Raw genomic sequence first — 17,000 nt, 5'->3', positions numbered from 1 at the left:
GACGAAGCGATGCTGCGGGCGCACTTGCGCACCGCACGTTGTCTGCAAGCATGGCGGCATGCGGTAGGGCCAATTGACAGGGGCATGCCCGGGGCTACCCTGCCGAACAGAAGAACAAAAATAAGGGGGAATCGCCGTGAAACCCGTCATCGCATCTTGAGCACATCCCCGCTCGCGCCATTTCGCATCCGCAATTATCGCTTCCAGTGGCCATCCGACCTGCTCACCTCCTGGGCATTCGAGATCGAGACGCTGGTGCTCGGCTGGTACATCCTGGTCGAGACCGGCTCGGTGCTGCTGCTGACCGTGCTTGCCTCGCTCCAGTTCGCCGGGACACTCGTCGCGCCGGTGTTCGGCATGATTGGAGACCGCATGGGCCACCGCGATCTCCTGGTCCTGATGCGTCTTGCCTATACGGTGCTCGCCTCGACCATCATGGTGCTGGCGCTGACCGGCCATCTGGCGCCACTCAACGTCATGATCATCGTGACGATCATGGGCCTGATCCGCTCCTCCGATCTCGGCCTTCGCAGCGCATTGCTCGCCGACATCATGCCCGCCGAGCAGCTGGTCGGCGCGATCAGCCTGTCACGCACGACCCAGGACAGCGCCCGCATTGCCGGGGCGCTGACAGGAGCCGGCCTTTTCGCCGTGCTTGGCATTGGATTAGTCTATGTGGCGGTCGCCTGCCTCTATCTGGTAGCTGCGATTCTCATGTTCTGCCTGACCCGGCCGCAAAAATCCGTTGCCACGACCGATCTGCCTGCATCCAGCCGCGCCGTTTCAAAATTGCTCGACGAGCTGAAGGAAGGGATCGTCTACGCCTGGAATGGTCCCGGAATGGGCGCAGCGCTGTGCGTCGCCTTCCTCGCCAATCTCACCGCATTTCCCTTCACCGGCGGATTGCTGCCTTACATCGCGCGGGACATCTTTCACACCGACCAGACCGGTCTCGGTTATCTTTCGGCGAGCTTCGCCGTCGGCTCGCTGATCGGCTCCATCACGCTCAGCCTGGTCGGCGGACTGCGCATTGCCCGGCTCCTGATCGGCGCGACGCTGGCCTGGTACGCCATGCTGCTGGTGTTCGTCGAGATCAGGACCATGCCGGTGGCGATGGCCTGCCTCGTGCTTGCCGGCATCGCCCAGAGCATGTCGATGATATCAGCTGCCGTCATCCTGATGCGGACGGCCAGCGCACACCTTCGCGGCCGCGTGATGGGCGTGCGCATGATGGTGATCTACGGCCTGCCGCTCGGCTTGCTCGTGGCCGGCAGCCTGATCGACATCATCGGCTATTCCGCGACGGGTTCGCTCTATGCCGCCGCGGGCTTCATCGCGATGCTGGCGATCGCGATCCGCTGGCGCGCCGACCTGTGGCCTGTGCACGCACCCGCCAATGCGCGCTAGTCGCCGTAACCGCGCAACCGCTCGACATCGAGGATGGTGACGCCGCCATATTCGAGCCGCAGCAGCCCCTCCTTCTCCAGCCGGTTCAGCGCGCGGTTGGCGTTTTGGCGGGACATGCCGGAGAGTGCACCGATCTCCTCCTGGGTGATCTCCAGATGCGCGGTCGATTCCGGGTAGAGGATCGGGTTGAACAGCGAGGCGATGCTGCGTGCAAGCCGCGCGGTGGCATCCAGCGTGCGGTTGACTTCGAGCATACCGATGAACTGACCGAGCCGCTCGTTGAGCTGGCGCACCAGGAAGCGGTTGAAGCCGACGCTGTTCTCGAACAGCCACATGAAGGCGCTACGTTCCATCAGTGCGACGCGGCTGTTGCGCAGCGCGACGACGTCGTAGCGGCGCGGCTCGTTCTTGAGCACGCTGCCCTCGCCGAACCAGGCCCCTGCCGTCAGACCGGCCAGGCTCGTTTCCTTGCCGTCACGCGAGACCCCGCCCATCCGGGCAAGGCCGAAGACCATGCCGGCCCAATAGTCGAACGTGTCGCCGCGCATGAAGACGGTCTCGCCAGTGCCGTAGGACCGCTCCGTGATCCCGGCACGAGCGACCTCGATCTCCGCTTGCGTGAGCTCGCGCGACCAGGCAGCGACGCGCTTCAGTTGATCCACTGCAATCATGATCCCGAAGCCAGCCGCACCGTTCGTCACTCCTTGTTCTGCTGCAATGCAGCATGACCGTTTCGACGACCATCCGACGAAAGATGGAGGATGTTCCCGCCCGAAAAACTTTGTCGCAGAATTGTCAGGCGGGAGACATTTCAAAATAGCGCTTTCCCCTATTGAGGACCACCTCGGGCGATGCGGCTTTTGATCCCAAACGGGAACGAGAGTGGATCGGCTCCGGTCGAGACCATCTGCTGCATGGCCTCACCGGTACGGCCGTACTAGGATCGCCCGACAGGAACGGACGAAGAGCGCCACTGAATGCGCCATCACCGGGAGGGATTTGTTTGGTGGCTACCAGTCTTGAGGTGCGCGGCGTGTCCTTGCGATTCGGCGGCGTTCGCGCGCTGACCGATGTCGGCTTCGCCATCAGGGAAGGCGAGCTGTTCTCGATCATTGGCCCCAACGGCGCCGGCAAGACCTCGATCGTGAACTGTATTTCCGGCCGCTACAAGCCGACCGAAGGCCAGCTGTTCTACCAGGGCCGCGACATCGCCGGCCTGACGCCCAACGCGCGCGCTTCGCTCGGCATCGGCCGCACCTTCCAGAACCTGGCGCTGTTCCACCACATGAGCGTGCTCGACAACATCATGGTCGGCCGCCATCACCTCCTGAAGAACAATTTCCTCACGGGCTCGCTGTACTGGCTCACCGGCGCGCGCAAGGAAGAGCTCGAGCACCGTCGCAAGGTCGAGGAGATCATCGATTTCCTCGATCTCCAGTCGGTCCGAAAGGCGCAGGCCGGCACCCTCTCCTATGGCCTGCGCAAGCGCGTGGAGCTCGCGCGCGCCATGGCTCTGGAGCCGCGCCTCATTCTCCTCGACGAGCCGATGGCCGGCATGAATTTCGAGGAGAAGGAGGACATGGCCCGCTACATCGTCGATCTCAACGAGGAGTTCGGCATGACCGTGGTGATGATCGAGCACGACATGGGCGTGGTGATGGACATCTCTCACCGCGTCATGGTGCTGGATTTCGGCCGCAAGATCGCCGAGGGCGATCCGGCCGCCGTGCTCGCCGATCCCCACGTCAGGCGCGCTTATCTCGGCGAAGAGGACGAGGTGCTGGTCGATCCCGACGATGCTCCGCCGGCGCAGGAGAGCGCGGCATGATGGATTACGCAGGCCGCGTCGCGCAGGCCGATACCTACCCCAAAATGCTCCGGCTCAATGCGAAGGAGTACGGCAACGAGATCGCACTGCGCGAAAAGGATCTCGGGCTGTGGCGCCCGTTCACCTGGAATGACTACCAGACGCGGGTGCGCGACTTCGCGCTCGGCCTCGTCGAATTGGGCTTGGGACGCGAGGATGTCATCGGCATCATCGGCGACAACCGGCCGGACTGGGTTGCAGCCGAGATCGCCACCCACGCAATCGGCGGCCTGAGCCTCGGGCTCTATCGCGACGTGCTCGATGAAGAGGCCTCGTATCTCCTCAACTATGGCGAGGCGCAGCTCGTTTTTGCCGAGGACGAGGAGCAGGTCGACAAGCTGCTCACCCTCGCCGACCGCGTCCCAAAGCTGAAGCACATCATCTATTCCGATCCGCGCGGCATGCGGAAATACGACGATCCGCGTTTGATGTCGGCGGAGACGTTTGCCCAACTCGGCCGGGCGCGGGCTACGCGCGAACCGGAACTTTACGATCGGCTGGTGGATGCGACCAAGGGCGAGGACGTCGCGATCCTCTGCACGACGTCAGGCACCACCTCGCATCCAAAACTCGCGATGCTCGCCGCCGGCCGCGTGCTCGGCCATTGCGCGACCTATCTCGCCTTCGACCCGAAAGGGCCGGACGACGAATACGTCTCGGTGCTTCCGCTGCCCTGGATCATGGAGCAGGTCTATGTGCTCGGCAAAGGCCTCTTGTGCAGGATGAAGATCAACTTCGTCGAAGAGCCCGACACCATGATGAACGATCTGCGCGAGATCGCGCCGACGTTTGTCCTGTTTGCGCCGCGCGTTTGGGAATCGATCGCCGCCGACGTCCGCGCCAAAGTGATGGACGCAACGCCGTTCAAGCAGCGCCTGTTCGACGTGGGCATGAAGAGCGGGCTTGCCGCGCTCAAACAGGGTAAGCGTTCCGGCTTTGCCGACGCGATCCTGTTCCGTGCGTTGCGCGACCGCCTCGGCTTCACCCGACTGCGTTCGGCCGCAACCGGCGGCGCGGCACTCGGGCCCGAGACCTTCAAGTTCTTCCAGGCCATGGGCGTACCGCTGCGCACGCTCTACGGCCAGACCGAGCTGTTAGGTGCCTATACGCTACATCCCGAAGGCAAGGTCGATCCCGACACCACCGGCGTGCCGATGGCCGACAGCGTCGAAATCCGCATCGACAACGCCGACGTTCACGGCGTGGGCGAGATCGTGGTGCGGCACCCCCACATGTTCCTCGGTTACTACAAGAACCCGGAGGCGAGCGTCGCCGACATCCGGGAAGGCTGGATGCTGTCCGGTGACGCCGGCTATTTCAACGCGAATCGCCAGCTCGTGGTCATCGACCGCATCAAGGATCTCGCCGAGACCTCGCGCGGCGAGCGCTTCTCGCCGCAATTCATCGAGAACAAGTTGAAATTCTCGCCCTATATCGCGGAAGCCGTCGTGCTTGGCGCAGGCCGCGACGCACTCGCGGCTATGATCTGCATCCGCTATTCCATCATCTCCAAATGGGCGGAGAAGAACCGGCTCTCGTTCACGACCTACAGCGACCTCGCCTCGCGGCCCGAGGTCTACGCACTGCTCCGCAAGGAGGTCGAGACCGTCAACGTGACGCTGCCGCCGGCGCAGCGCATCTCGCGCTTCCTCCTGCTCTACAAGGAGCTCGACGCCGACGACGGCGAGCTCACCCGCACGCGAAAAGTGCGCCGCAGCGTCATCAACGAGAAATACGAAGGCATCATCGACGCGATCTACCGCGGCGACGCCGACATCCCCGTGGACACCGTGATCCGCTTCCAGGACGGCACCACGCAGCGCGTGCGCACGACGCTGCGGGTGGTGGACCTGGGCGGCCCCGGGCATCTGGCGGAGGCGGCGGAGTGAGTCTGTTTCGAAGCAAGACCGCGATGCCGGCCGATACGCCCTCTCCCCTTGTGGGAGAGGGCATCTCCGCTATCAACCACACCCTCACTCGGGTGAGGGGTTCCCTCTCCGCACCCTCGCTGCGGAGACAACCCCTCACCCGTCTTCGCTTCGCGAAGCCACCCTCTCCCACAAGGGGAGAGGGGAAGAGCGCGCCGGATTTGTCAGCGAGCACCACTTCATGAACACCGCCTTTCTCATTCAGCTCCTGGTCAACGGCCTCGTGGTCGGCACGCTCTATGGCGTGGTCGCGATGTCGTTCGTGCTGATCTACAAGGCCACGCAGGTCGTCAATTTCGCGCAGGGCGAGCTCTTGCTGGTCGGAGCCTGGGTGTGCTGGACCTTGCTCGCGAAATACCAGGTGCCGTTCTGGATCGGCATGCCGATGACGCTGGTGTTCATGTTCGTGTTCGGTATCGCGATCCAGGTCCTGATCCTGCGGCCGATGATCGGCGAACCCATCATCTCCGTCATCATGGTGACGATCGGCCTGTCCACCGTGCTGCAGGCGACGCTGAAATGGATGTTCGGCGTCAATCCGCAGCCGTTCCCGCGCGTGTTCGAGAGCCAGTCCGTCAGCCTGTTCGGGCTCCAGATCCAGACCGTCTATGTCATGAGCCTCGTGGTCTCGGTCGCGATGATGATCGGCATGGCTTGGTTCTTCCGCGCGTCAAAGTACGGCCTTGCGATGCGCGCTACCGCGTTCAACCAGCAGGTCGCGCAGTCGCTCGGCATTTCCGTGAAAAGCGTGTTCGCGATGGCCTGGGCGATCTCCGCAACGGTGTCGGCGGTCGCGGGTGTCGTCGTTGCCGTCGTGAACGGCGTATCCTCGGGCCTTGCCGCCTACGGCATAAAAGTGTTTCCGGCGGCGATCCTCGGCGGGCTCGATTCCGTCGGCGGTGCCGTGCTCGGCGGCATCATCATCGGGCTACTCGAGAACATCGCGCAATATGTCGACAGCGAGTATCTGCACTGGGGCAATCTCTACGAGATCGCGCCGTTCTACGTCCTCATCATCGTGCTGATGATCAAGCCCTACGGCCTGTTCGGCACCCACGACATCGAACGGATCTGACCCATGGCCGGCCCTGCCCTCATCCCTGCTGGTGATTTCCGCACCTCTTATGCGGCGGACACCACGATCTTTCCGACCACGACCAGCCGCAACTTTGCGATCGTCGGCGTGCTGCTGCTCTGTCTCGTCCCGCAATTCCTTGGCGGGTACTGGCTCAGCATCCTGATCCAGATCGGCATCTTCTCGATCGCGGCCCTCGGGCTGAACATCCTGGTCGGCTTCACCGGCCAGATTTCCATCGGCCATGCGGCCTTCTTCCTGCTCGGCGCCTTCACCTCGGCCTACATCTCCAACAACGCACCGATCCCGGTGTTCTTCGCGATCCCGCTCGCGGGCGTCGTCACCGCGCTGGTCGGGCTGATCTTCGGCATCCCGGCGGCGCGGCTGAAGGGCCTCTACCTCGTGATCGCGACGCTCGCCGCGCAGTATATCCTGCTCGACTTCTTCTCGCGCGCGGAGTGGTTCACCGGCGGCTCGGTGCCGGCCAGCGCCAATCCGTTCTCGATCTTCGGCTACACGCTGCGCGGCGATAGGCAATATTTCTACGTCGTGCTGGCCTATGTGGTCGCAAGCTACATCCTCGTCACCAATCTGATGCGCACGCGCGACGGCCGCGCGCTGGTGGCGATCCGCGACCATTATCTCTCCGCCGAGATCATGGGCATCAACCTCACCAAGTACCGCACGCTGTCATTCGGGCTTGCCGCCTTCTTTGCCGGCATCGCCGGCGCGCTCTATGCGCACTACCAGCTCGTGGTCTCCCAGGAAGGCTTCGGTATCGAGCGCTCGATCCTGTTCCTCGCCATGATCATCATCGGCGGCACTGGTTCGATCATGGGAACGCTGATGGGCACCGCGTTCGTGGTGCTGCTGCCTGAGACGATGGAATTCCTCAGCGTCTGCCTGAAGGGCGGCGCGATCGACAAGGCGCTGTCACTCAACAACAACATCACCTTCCTGCGCGAAATCGCGATCGGGGTGATCATCATCGCGTTCCTGATGTTCGAGCCGGACGGGCTTGCCCATCGCTGGCGGCAGATCAAGACGTACTGGAAACTCTACCCGTTCTCGCATTGAGCGCGGGCAACTCTCTAACCAATAAATAAACAGGAGGAGGCAACCAATGAAGACAAAATCCTTTTTGAGCACCGCATCGCTGACGCTGGCGATCGCCGCATTCTCGGCCAGCGCGCAGGCGCAGATCGCGATCGGGCATCTCGCAGACTATTCCGGCGGCACGTCCGACGTCGGCACGCCCTATGGCCAGGCCGTCGCCGACACTTTCGCCTGGGTCAACAAGAACGGCGGCGTCGGCGGCAAGCAGATCAATGTCGACACCAACGACTACGGCTACCAGGTGCCGCGCGCGATCGCGCTCTACAAGAAGTGGTCGGCGCCGGACTCGAAGGTCGCGGCGATCATGGGCTGGGGCACCGCCGACACCGAGGCGCTGACCGGCTTCCTCGCCCAGGACAAGATCCCCGATATGTCCGGCTCCTACGCCGCCGCCCTCACCGATCCCGAAGGCGTCAGCGGCAAGGCCAAGCCAGCGCCCTATAATTTCTTCTACGGTCCGAGCTATTCGGACTCGCTGCGCGCGATGCTGATGTGGGCAGCCGAAGACTGGAAGGCCAAGGGCAAATCCGGCAAGCCGAAATTCGTCCACATGGGCGCCAACCACCCCTATCCGAACGCGCCGAAGGCCGCCGGCGAAGCCATGGCGCAGGAGCTCGGCTTCGAGGTGCTGCCGCCGCTGGTGTTCGCGCTCGCGCCGGGTGACTACAGCGCGCAGTGCCTGAGCCTGAAATCCTCCGGCGCCAACTACGCTTATCTCGGCAACACCGCCGCGTCCAACATCTCGGTGATGAAGGCCTGCAAGACCGCCGGCGTCGACATCCAGTTCATGGGCAATGTCTGGGGCATGGACGAGAACGCCGCCAAGACCGCGGGCGATGCCGCCGATGGCGTGATCTTTCCGCTGCGCACCGCTGTGAGTTGGGGCGGCGATGCGCCCGGCATGAAGACGGTGATGGAGATCTCGAAGATGTCCGATCCCACCGGCAAGGTCTATCGCCCGGTGCACTACATCGCCGCCGTCTGCTCAGCTCTCTACATGAGGGAAGCGCTCGACTGGGCCGCCAAGAACGGCGGCGCCACCGGTGAGAACGTCGTGAAGGGCTTTTACCAGAAGAAGGATTGGGTGCCGGCCGGCATGGAAGGCGTCTGCAATCCTTCGACCTGGACCGACAAGGACCACCGCGGCACGCTGAAGGTCGACCTCTACCGCACCAAGATTGCGGGCGCGACCGACGGCGATCTCAACGACCTCATGGCCAAGGGCACCATCAAGGTCGAGAAGGTCAAGACCGTCGAGCTGCCGCGCAAGCCGGAATTGCTTGGGTGGTGAGCTTAGCGCTCACCTCACGCACAAATGTCATCCCCCGCCTTGTGCGCAGCGCGCACTGGAGCGGGGGATCCAGTACGCCGCGGCCTCTCCGTGAGTCTCAGGCGTCTCTGGAATACTGGGTCGCCCGGTCAAGCCGGGCGACGACAGCGGAGTAATGAGGCATGACCGAAATTCACGAAGCAGATGCTCGTCCCTCGCCCAGCATCGTACCCGCGCCGCCTCTCCTCGGCGTACGCAACATCGAGGTCGTCTATGACGACGTGATCCTGGTGCTGCGCGGCCTCAGCCTCGACGTGCCCAAGGGCGCGATCGTGGCGCTGCTGGGCGCCAACGGCGCCGGCAAGTCGACGACGCTGAAGGCGATCTCGGGGCTGCTCAAGACCGAGGACGGCGAAGTCACGCGCGGCGAGATCCTGTTCGAGGGCGAGCGCATCAACGGCATCGATCCCGACAAGATCGTCCGCCGCGGCATCTTCCAGGTGATGGAGGGCCGGCGCATCGTCTCCGACATGACTTCGCTCGAAAACCTCAAGCTCGGCGCCTTCACCCGCAGGGACCGCGAGGTCGGCGCCGATATCGACATGGTCTTCAACTATTTCCCGCGCCTGAAGGAGCGCACCGGGCTTGCCGGCTATCTCTCCGGCGGCGAGCAGCAGATGCTCGCGATCGGCCGCGCGTTGATGGCGCGCCCGAAGATGATCCTGATGGACGAGCCCTCGATGGGCCTGTCGCCGCTGCTGGTGAAAGAGGTGTTCTCGATCATCCAGAAGATCAACCGTGACCTCGGCGTCACCATTCTCCTGGTCGAGCAGAACGCCCGCGCCGCGCTGTCGGTGGCAAGCCACGGCTACATCATGGAGCAGGGCAAGGTCGTGCTCGACGGCACCGCGGACGAATTGCGCGACAACGAGGACGTCAAGGAATTCTACCTCGGCGGCGCCGGCGATCAGCGCAAGAGCTTCAAGAACCTCAAGAGCTTCAAGCGGCGCAAGCGCTGGCTTTGACATAGCGTTTTCGAGCGAAGTGGGACCGGTTCGCGTGAAGAAAACGCGTCAAAACAACAGACTCTTACTCGAGCACCTGCTCCGCTTCCGTGACTGCGCAGAGAACATGATAGAACGACGACGCAGGAATGGTGTCGATCAGCGATTTGCCGTCGCGCTCGAACTGGTCGTACCAGCCGCCCCGCACGGGATGGCTAAGATAATGGCGCTCGAGCCGCGCGAGCGCCATGCGCGCCTCGTCCGCCGCGCCCGCCTCGCCGGATTCGGCCTGCGCGATCCACGCCTTCGCAATCTCGGTCTGCGGCCACAGCCGGCGCGTGCTGCGGCGGATGTTGCCGGCATCGTCACCCTCGTCGATCAGGCAGCCGGTGGCCTCGTCGCGATAGCGCAGCGCGGTTTCCAGCAACTCGGCACGCCGCTGTCCGGTCGGGCAGCCCGTGATGCGTTCGAACCCCTTCAGCAGCCAGACCCATTCCGCCTGGTGGCCGGGCTCGACGCTGACCGGCGCGATCTTCGACCAGTCCTCTTCGAAATATTCGCCGAGCGCGCGCGTCTGCTTGTCGTAGAGATTGGCGAGGAACAGCGCGAAGAACTCGCCGGCACGGTTCTGGAACGACAAATCGTGGGTCGCGTCGAAGCACGCGATCATCGCCTCGAACAGATGCATGTGCGGGTTCTGCCGGCGCGGCAGCGAGACCGGAAGGCCTTCGTGGACGCCGCCGTGCGGCGAGCGCAGATGGCCGTCGAGGAAGGCGAGCAGCGCGTCGATCTCGGCGCGAACCTGAGCGTCCTGGTCGAGCGCATAGACTGTCGCGAGCGCAAACAGGATGAAGGCGTGGTCGTAGGCATCGCGCCGGCCGTCCAGCACCGCGCCCTCCGGCGTCAGCCGGTGCACATAGCCGGGCCGGCCGTCGGGCGCCCTTGCCTTGGCGAGCAGATGCTCCAGCCCCTTGAGCGCGATGGCGCGCCCCTCAGGGTACCAGCCCATCTGCGCGGCCTTAGCGTAGCACCATATCTGGCGGGCCTGCACGAACACGCGCCGCGGCGCGGTCACGTCCGCCGCGCCGTCGCGGTGCAGCCGATCGACGAAACCACCCGCGCCATGGTCCCAGCCGACCGTCGACCACAGCGGCAGCGCCTCGTCGATCATGCGGCGCTTCAGGCGCGCGACGACGTCCGCCGCCTCGTCCGCCGCACTGATTCCCTCGTCCGCCATCGCGTCCTCTTCAAACCTCGCCAATGGCCGTCTGATACCCATGCCGGCGGCGGCGCGCAACGGATGCCAACCCGGAAAGATCAGCCATGACCGCCCATTACGACGCCCTTGAGACGCGCGAACAAGCCGCGCGCGAGGCCGATCTGTTCTCCCGCCTGCCAGGCGTGCTGCGCTGTGCGATGACCGCGCCCGCCTATGCCGATCGGCTGAACGGCGTCGATCCGGCCGCCGTGACCTCCAGGGCGGCCCTGGCGGGCCTGCCGGTGCTGCGCAAGTCGGAACTGCCGGCCCTGCACAAGGCCTCCACGCCCTTCGGGGGGTTCGTCGCGGCGGCGCCCGGTTCGTTCGCCCGCCTCTTCACCTCCCCAGGGCCGATTTTCGAGCCGGAGGGGCGACAGGCCGACCCCTGGCGCGGCGCACGGGCGCTCTTCGCAGCCGGGTTCCGGCCTGATGACATCGTACTCAACACCTTCAGCTACCACCTCACCCCCGGCGGCTTCATCTTCGATGCGTCGGCGCGCGCGCTCGGCTGCGCCGTGATTCCCGCAGGTCCAGGGAATACCGAGCAGCAATTCGAGCTGATCGAGGCCTACCGTCCCGTCGGCTACAGCGGCACGCCGGACTTCCTGAAGATATTGCTCGATGCTGCCGCAAGCTCGGGCCGCGACGTCTCCTCGATCAAGCGCGCGCTGGTCTCGGGCGCGGCCTTCCCGCCCTCGCTCCAGGCGGAGATCAAGGGGCGCGGCATCGACGCCTACCAGGCCTTCGGCACCGCCGATCTCGGCCTCATCGCCTTCGAGACCGCGGCGCGCGATGGCATGGTCGTGAACGAGGATCTGATCATGGAGATCGTCAAGCCCGGTACCGGCGATCCCGTGGCGTCCGGCGACGTCGGCGAGATCGTCGTGACCTCGCTCGACCCGCACCATCCCTGGATCCGGCTCGCTCTCGGCGACCTCACCGCGGCACTGCCGGGCACCAGCCCCTGTGGGCGTACCAACATGCGCATCAAGGGCTGGATGGGCCGCGCCGACCAGACCACCAAGGTCAAGGGCATGTTCGTCCGCCCCGAGCAGGTCGCCGAGATCGGCAAGCGCCATTCCGCCCTCGGAAGACTACGCCTCGTCGTCACGCGCCAGGGCGAGGCGGATGCAATGACGCTGAAAGCGGAGACGGCGGCCGCGAACGATGCGTTGCGCGAGGAGATCGCAGGCACCTTGCGCGCAGTGACGAAACTCGGAGGCGACGTTGAACTGGTGGGGCCCGGCGCGCTGCCGAACGACGGCAAGGTGATCGCGGACGAGCGATGACCGCGACATCAAATGGCCGGAGCCCTCAGCCTGTTGGCCCTGCGCCGCTGTAAAGAAACCGCAGCCCCGGCCCTAACCTTATGCAAGCCATGCAGCTCAAGCCAACCGGCTCAGCGTCAGATGTGCGAAGAAGTCCGATTGCCGTATCGTTGCGATCAGGGGGCGCAGCCCGTCGTCGTGGACGTGAGCCGTCAGGTCGACAGCTTCGACCGCACCAACGATAACGTCTGCAAGCTCCCGTCTCAGGTCGCTGGTACGCGGTTCATGAATATCCAGGAGCGGGGCAACATTGTCGATGATCCAGGCCAGGACATCGGGATCCTCCATCGTGTCCCCGCGCGCGAGACGGGCTGACACTGCCTTCGCCTCTTCTGCAATCAAGCGGGTCCGCACCGCTTCAGCAAGCTCGACGGCACCGATGCAGCGGGACGCCAGCTGGGGCGACGACGAGAAGTCCCGACCCGCGCGGACGACGTCCAAAAAGCCGGCCAGCTCCGTCGCAAGCGGGCCGAGCTTGCCGCCGACATCCAAGCCTGGCAACTCAACGCCATCGATGAAGATCCGGCCGGGCTCGATGGTGAAATCAAGCTCGGCCTTGCCGCCATCGCATAGTTCGAGGCGGATCAATCGCTTACGCGCCACGGCCCTCCGTCCGAACCGAAGCACGGCAAGCGATCGCCCCAAGCCCAGCTCCACCTCGACCGCGCCTCGCGCCAACGCCTTCACCTCGCGCAGTTGCGGCTCGGCGCTGTCGTCGATCAGATGCAGCATCGACCAAAGATGAGGAATGATCTCGTCGACCTTATGCGTCGTGAGATTGGACAATTTGACCATGCCGTGCCGGGTCTCCTGCTCAGCATCCAGCCAGTCCAATTCGATGGCAGCGACTGCACGCCCCGCGCACAAATCCAGGAAATGACGCAAGAACGGCGCACTGAGCAGATGCAGGCCGACAAGGAGCGGGATGTTGCGTTCAGCCGCCAGATCGACCAGACGCTTTGCACTGTCGACGCTCAGCGCAAGCGGCTTCTCGACCAGGGTTGGCACATCCCTGCGCAGCAGGCTCTCGGCAGTCCCGGCGTGATCGGCCGCAGGTGTCGCAACGATGGCGGCGTCGGGACGCAGAGCCAGCGCAGCGTCAAGGCTTGCGAGCGGCGTGAACCGATGAGGCGCTCCTGCTCGCTCAGCGAGAAACGCATTGAGGGCTTCGCCGTTGTGGCGCGACACCCACAGCACACAACCCACACGGTCGGAAAGCTGTGCCAAGATGGAAGCGTGCGTACGCCCCCATCGTCCGCCACCGACCAAAGCCACCGTGAGCCCGCTCATTGAAACTTTCCTCACCTCCACACGGAGTGAGCCGTCGGAAACGTCCGGTCAGGTCGCGTGGCAATAGTCTCGGATCTGACCGAGCGTGAAATCACGCATTGAGGAAGCCGACCGCTCCAAATCGGCCCTGTACCAATCGACTGTCATTTTCAACGCGTCGTCAAATCCGAGCCGGGGCCGCCAGCCAAGCAGTGTTCGCGCCTTCGAGGAATCCAGCTTCAAGAAGGTCGCCTCGTGCAAGTCATCGCTGCCCACATGCTGCCATTGCGCGCCATTGCCCCAAATCGCGGCCAGCGTGTCGGCGAGGCGCGCCACCGGCTGTTCGCTTTCCGGCCCTGGGCCGAAGTTCCAGCCTTCCGCCACGGCGGCGCCTTGCCTGAACGAAGCCTCGGCCAGGAGCAGATATCCGGCAAGAGGCTCAAGCACGTGCTGCCAGGGGCGAATGGCTCGCGGGCGCCGCACCTCCAATGCGCGTTGCATCGAAAAGGCGCGGATCGCGTCCGGCACGATGCGATCCTTCGCCCAATCGCCACCGCCAATAACATTGCCCGCACGCCCCGAAGCCGCCGGCGGCTCCGCGAAGCTGCGATTATACGACGTCAGCAGCAGCTCGGCGCATCCCTTGCTCGTGCTATAGGGATCGTGGCCTCCCATCGCCTCATTCTCGCGATAACCCCACACCCACTCGCGATTTTCATAGCACTTGTCGCTGGTGACGATGACGAACGAACGGACGCCGTCACCCGTCCCCTCCACCTTTGCCTTGAGATTGAACTGACGCACCGCCTCGAGCAGGTTCACCGTGCCCATCACGTTGGTCGAGACAGTGCCGATCGGATCGACATAGGATTCGCGTAGGACGGATTGCGCGGCGAGGTGAAACACCACTTCAGGCCTGCTGGTCGCCAACGCATGCGACAATGCCCCGATATCCCTGATATCGCCGCGCGTGTCATCGACGACGGCCGCGACGTCTGCCCGGTCGAACAAGGACGGCGTCGTCGGTGGAGCCAGCGAGAAACCGAAAACGCGGGCGTTCATGGCAGATAGCCACAGGCTGAGCCAAGCGCCCTTGAAACCGGTGTGTCCTGTCACCAGAACGCGCCGGCCACGCCAGAACTCCGGGTTCACGTCCACATACGCCACGGCGGGTTTTTCTCCTTCCAGAGCGCCTCGAGCAAATTGCGTTCTCGCAGAGTGTCCATCGATCGCCAGAACCCTTCGTGGCGAAACACACGCAGCTCGCCACTTTGGGCCAGCTGCTCGAGCGGCTGCCGCTCCCAGGTCGTGGAGTCACCGGCAATCAGCTGGGCGATGCGAGGATTGAGCACGAAGAACCCGCCATTGATCCATCCGCCGTCGCCCAGGGGCTTTTCGTTGAAACCCTTCACGACGCTGTCCTCGAGTTCGAGACTGCCGAACCTGCCTGGTGGACGCACGCCGGTAACGGTCGCAAGCTTGCCGTGCGAGCGATGAAACGAGATCAGCTTCGCGATGTCGATATCGGCGACGCCATCGCCATAGGTCAGGCAGAACGCATCGTCGTCTTGCACAAAGGGGAGCGCCCTCTTGATGCGGCCGCCCGTCTCGGTCTCGGCGCCGGTGTCGACCAGCGTCACGCGCCACGGCTCCGACCGGCTGGCGTGAAAGTCGATCTGGTTGTTCTTGAGATCGATCGTGACGTCGGACGTGTGCAGCAGGTAGTGTGAGAAATATTCCTTGATCAGGTAGCCCTTGTACCCCAGGCATATCACGAAGTCGTTGATGCCGAACGACGAGTAGATCTTCATGATGTGCCAGAGGATCGGATGACCGCCGATCTCGACCATCGGTTTCGGTCGGACGGAGGTTTCCTCGCTGAGGCGACTGCCGAGGCCTCCCGCCAGAATCATCGCTTTCATGACACCATTCCTACCGAGGGCGACCCGGCGCGCCGGCTTGACGTCCGGCCCACGCTCAATCCGGAAGTATGCGGACTTCGGGCAACGGCATGACCAGTTTCGACTTCAGTCCTCTTGCCCGCAATTGTTCGGCAATCGGCTGACCATAGTGCCAGGCGAGCAGTACCACGTAGTCCGGCTGTTCGCGGATCAGGCGCTCGTTGTCGACGATCGGAATCTGCTTTCCGGGCAAATGCAAGCCGAGCTTGAGCGAGGTGGGTTGCTCGCAGATATACGGCATCAGCGTGCGATCGATGCCGACATAGTTCAGCAGCGTGCTGCAACGGCCAGGGCACGAATTGCCGACGAAGCTCAGGCCCTTCTTGTTGCAGTCAAGGGCGAGCTCGAGGAGGTCGCGCTTGACCTTTTCGGCGCGTGCACGGAAAGCCGCGTAGCATTCGGGGTTCGAGAGACCGAAATCATCCTCAGCCTTCAGAAGTTGAGCGACCGCGGGCTTGACCGGACGCCCCCTGCCCTTCGCCACGTACACGCGGATATTGCCGCCGTAACGGCTGACGCGCTGCGCGTCGACACAGGTGAAGTCGAAGAACTCGAACAGCTTGACGATCGACTTCAGCGAATAGGTGCGAAGGTGCTCGTGGTAGATCGTATCGAACTGCCCGCCCTCGATGACGTCGAGCAGATAATGGTTTTCGAGGATGAAGACGCCGTCGGGCGCAAGCAGGCGCTCCAGGCCGCGGATGAAACCACCGAGCTGGGCCACATGCGCGAAGACGTTTGTGGCGGTGGCGACCTTGGCATGGCCGTGCGTCTCCACGACCTTGCGGGCAGTCTCCTCGTCGAAGAAGGCCTGCAGCGTGTCGATGCCCTGCTCTTGCGCGATGCGCCCGATGTTGGTCGGCTCGATGCCGAGAACGCGCATGCCACGCCGCTTGAATCCTGCGAGCAGCGTGCCGTCGTTGGACCCGATGTCGACAACGAGTTCGTCCGGCTTGAGCCCGAGGTCTGCAACCGCATCCTGCACGAACGCGTCCTGATAGACCGCGAGCTCCTTGGTGATGCCGGAGCGGTACGGATATTCGGGGTGGAATACGACTTCCGGCGGAACGACGTAGTCGATCTGCGACAGCGAGCAATCGCGGCACCACACCTGACGAAGCGGGTAGCTCGTTTCGGGACCGTCGAGCTGTGCCTTCGACGGCAGCGAGTCGCACAGCGGTTGGTGCCCAAGGTCGATGACAAGCTCGAGCCGCTCGGAGCCGCAGACCTGACAGCGCGTCAGCTTCCCGGTTGGGATGTCATGATATGAGGCGTTGGACATTCGGAACCTTAATTGCAACAACGAGATACTGCACATTTCCGGGAGGCGATCCACCCGAGCGGCGGCGCGACATCGAGCGCGCCGGGCGAGCCTTACTGGAAAGCCCCCCATTAATCAAGCATATGCCCTTCGGAATACTACGTAATTTGCCCGCGAGAGGTCCGAGCGGCTTTGCGCGATGCGCCGCATCTGGTACTAGCATTTTTCAGCTGACATCACCCCTCGGCCAATACCG

At 63.9% G+C, this 17,000-nt stretch carries 14 protein-coding genes; 8 read left to right on the top strand and 6 right to left on the bottom strand.

Going from position 1 to position 17,000, the window contains the following annotated elements; translation table 11 throughout:
• Window positions 1-156: 156 nt before the first annotated feature.
• Window positions 157-1,407: an MFS transporter gene (locus JQ591_RS23795; RefSeq protein WP_249137531.1), complete on the top strand. Its 1,251-nt coding sequence runs from the start codon at window positions 157-159 to the stop codon at window positions 1,405-1,407.
• On the opposite strand, the gene JQ591_RS23790 is transcribed toward JQ591_RS23795, so the two are convergent.
• Entirely contained in the window at window positions 1,404-2,078 is a 675-nt protein-coding gene (locus JQ591_RS23790) for a Crp/Fnr family transcriptional regulator (RefSeq protein WP_211398468.1), read from the bottom strand. The two genes, JQ591_RS23795 and JQ591_RS23790, sit on opposite strands and share 4 nt — an antisense overlap.
• Before the next feature lie 335 nt (window positions 2,079-2,413).
• On the opposite strand from JQ591_RS23790, the gene JQ591_RS23785 reads away from it, so the two are divergent.
• From JQ591_RS23785 to JQ591_RS23760, 6 genes are all read left to right on the top strand, one after another.
• Window positions 2,414-3,235 (top strand): ABC transporter ATP-binding protein, encoded by an 822-nt coding sequence (locus JQ591_RS23785; RefSeq protein WP_211398400.1) that lies wholly within the window; start codon window positions 2,414-2,416, stop codon window positions 3,233-3,235.
• Entirely contained in the window at window positions 3,232-5,163 is a 1,932-nt protein-coding gene (locus tag JQ591_RS23780) for a long-chain fatty acid--CoA ligase (protein ID WP_211398399.1), read from the top strand. Before JQ591_RS23785 ends, JQ591_RS23780 begins: the two co-directional genes overlap by 4 nt.
• Before the next feature lie 220 nt (window positions 5,164-5,383).
• The gene (locus JQ591_RS23775) at window positions 5,384-6,277 is read left to right on the top strand and encodes a branched-chain amino acid ABC transporter permease (RefSeq protein WP_211398398.1); all 894 of its coding nucleotides are present in this window, start codon (window positions 5,384-5,386) and stop codon (window positions 6,275-6,277) included.
• Between the two features lie 3 nt (window positions 6,278-6,280).
• Window positions 6,281-7,354: a branched-chain amino acid ABC transporter permease gene (locus JQ591_RS23770; protein ID WP_211398397.1), complete on the top strand. Its 1,074-nt coding sequence runs from the start codon at window positions 6,281-6,283 to the stop codon at window positions 7,352-7,354.
• Between the two features lie 46 nt (window positions 7,355-7,400).
• The gene (locus JQ591_RS23765) at window positions 7,401-8,684 is read left to right on the top strand and encodes an ABC transporter substrate-binding protein (protein ID WP_211398396.1); all 1,284 of its coding nucleotides are present in this window, start codon (window positions 7,401-7,403) and stop codon (window positions 8,682-8,684) included.
• A gap of 161 nt (window positions 8,685-8,845) precedes the next feature.
• Window positions 8,846-9,688 carry an ABC transporter ATP-binding protein gene (locus tag JQ591_RS23760; RefSeq protein WP_211398395.1) on the top strand — a complete coding sequence of 281 codons (843 nt, stop codon included), beginning with the start codon at window positions 8,846-8,848 and terminating at the stop codon, window positions 9,686-9,688.
• A 64-nt stretch (window positions 9,689-9,752) separates the two neighbouring features.
• Here the strand turns inward: JQ591_RS23760 and JQ591_RS23755 are convergent, their stop codons facing one another.
• Complete coding sequence (locus tag JQ591_RS23755; RefSeq protein ID WP_211398394.1) at window positions 9,753-10,904, bottom strand: AGE family epimerase/isomerase; 1,152 nt, start codon at window positions 10,902-10,904, stop codon at window positions 9,753-9,755.
• A gap of 86 nt (window positions 10,905-10,990) precedes the next feature.
• Here JQ591_RS23755 and JQ591_RS23750 point away from each other — a divergent pair, with 86 nt between their 5' ends.
• Window positions 10,991-12,214, top strand: a complete 1,224-nt coding sequence (locus JQ591_RS23750) for a phenylacetate--CoA ligase family protein (protein WP_211398393.1) — start codon at window positions 10,991-10,993, stop codon at window positions 12,212-12,214.
• Between the two features lie 96 nt (window positions 12,215-12,310).
• On the opposite strand, the gene JQ591_RS23745 is transcribed toward JQ591_RS23750, so the two are convergent.
• Genes JQ591_RS23745 through JQ591_RS23730 form a run of 4 tightly spaced genes read right to left on the bottom strand, consistent with a single transcriptional unit; the run spans window position 12,311 to window position 16,765 of the window.
• A complete protein-coding gene (locus JQ591_RS23745) occupies window positions 12,311-13,543 on the bottom strand; it encodes a Gfo/Idh/MocA family protein (protein WP_211398392.1) in 1,233 nt (410 codons plus the stop codon).
• 48 nt (window positions 13,544-13,591) lie between these two features.
• Window positions 13,592-14,689, bottom strand: a complete 1,098-nt coding sequence (rfbG, locus tag JQ591_RS23740) for a CDP-glucose 4,6-dehydratase (RefSeq protein ID WP_349630399.1) — start codon at window positions 14,687-14,689, stop codon at window positions 13,592-13,594.
• Complete coding sequence (gene rfbF / locus JQ591_RS23735) at window positions 14,671-15,444, bottom strand: glucose-1-phosphate cytidylyltransferase (RefSeq protein ID WP_211398391.1); 774 nt, start codon at window positions 15,442-15,444, stop codon at window positions 14,671-14,673. The genes rfbG and rfbF overlap by 19 nt, the downstream gene beginning before the upstream one ends.
• A gap of 55 nt (window positions 15,445-15,499) precedes the next feature.
• Window positions 15,500-16,765: a class I SAM-dependent methyltransferase gene (locus JQ591_RS23730; RefSeq protein WP_211398390.1), complete on the bottom strand. Its 1,266-nt coding sequence runs from the start codon at window positions 16,763-16,765 to the stop codon at window positions 15,500-15,502.
• Between the last annotated feature and the right edge of the window lie 235 nt (window positions 16,766-17,000).

The organism is Bradyrhizobium canariense, from assembly GCF_018130465.1.
GTDB lineage: Bacteria > Pseudomonadota > Alphaproteobacteria > Rhizobiales > Xanthobacteraceae > Bradyrhizobium > Bradyrhizobium canariense_C.
The sequence above is the reverse complement of the archived record's forward strand: the minus strand, read 5'-3'. Positions and strand labels throughout refer to the sequence as shown.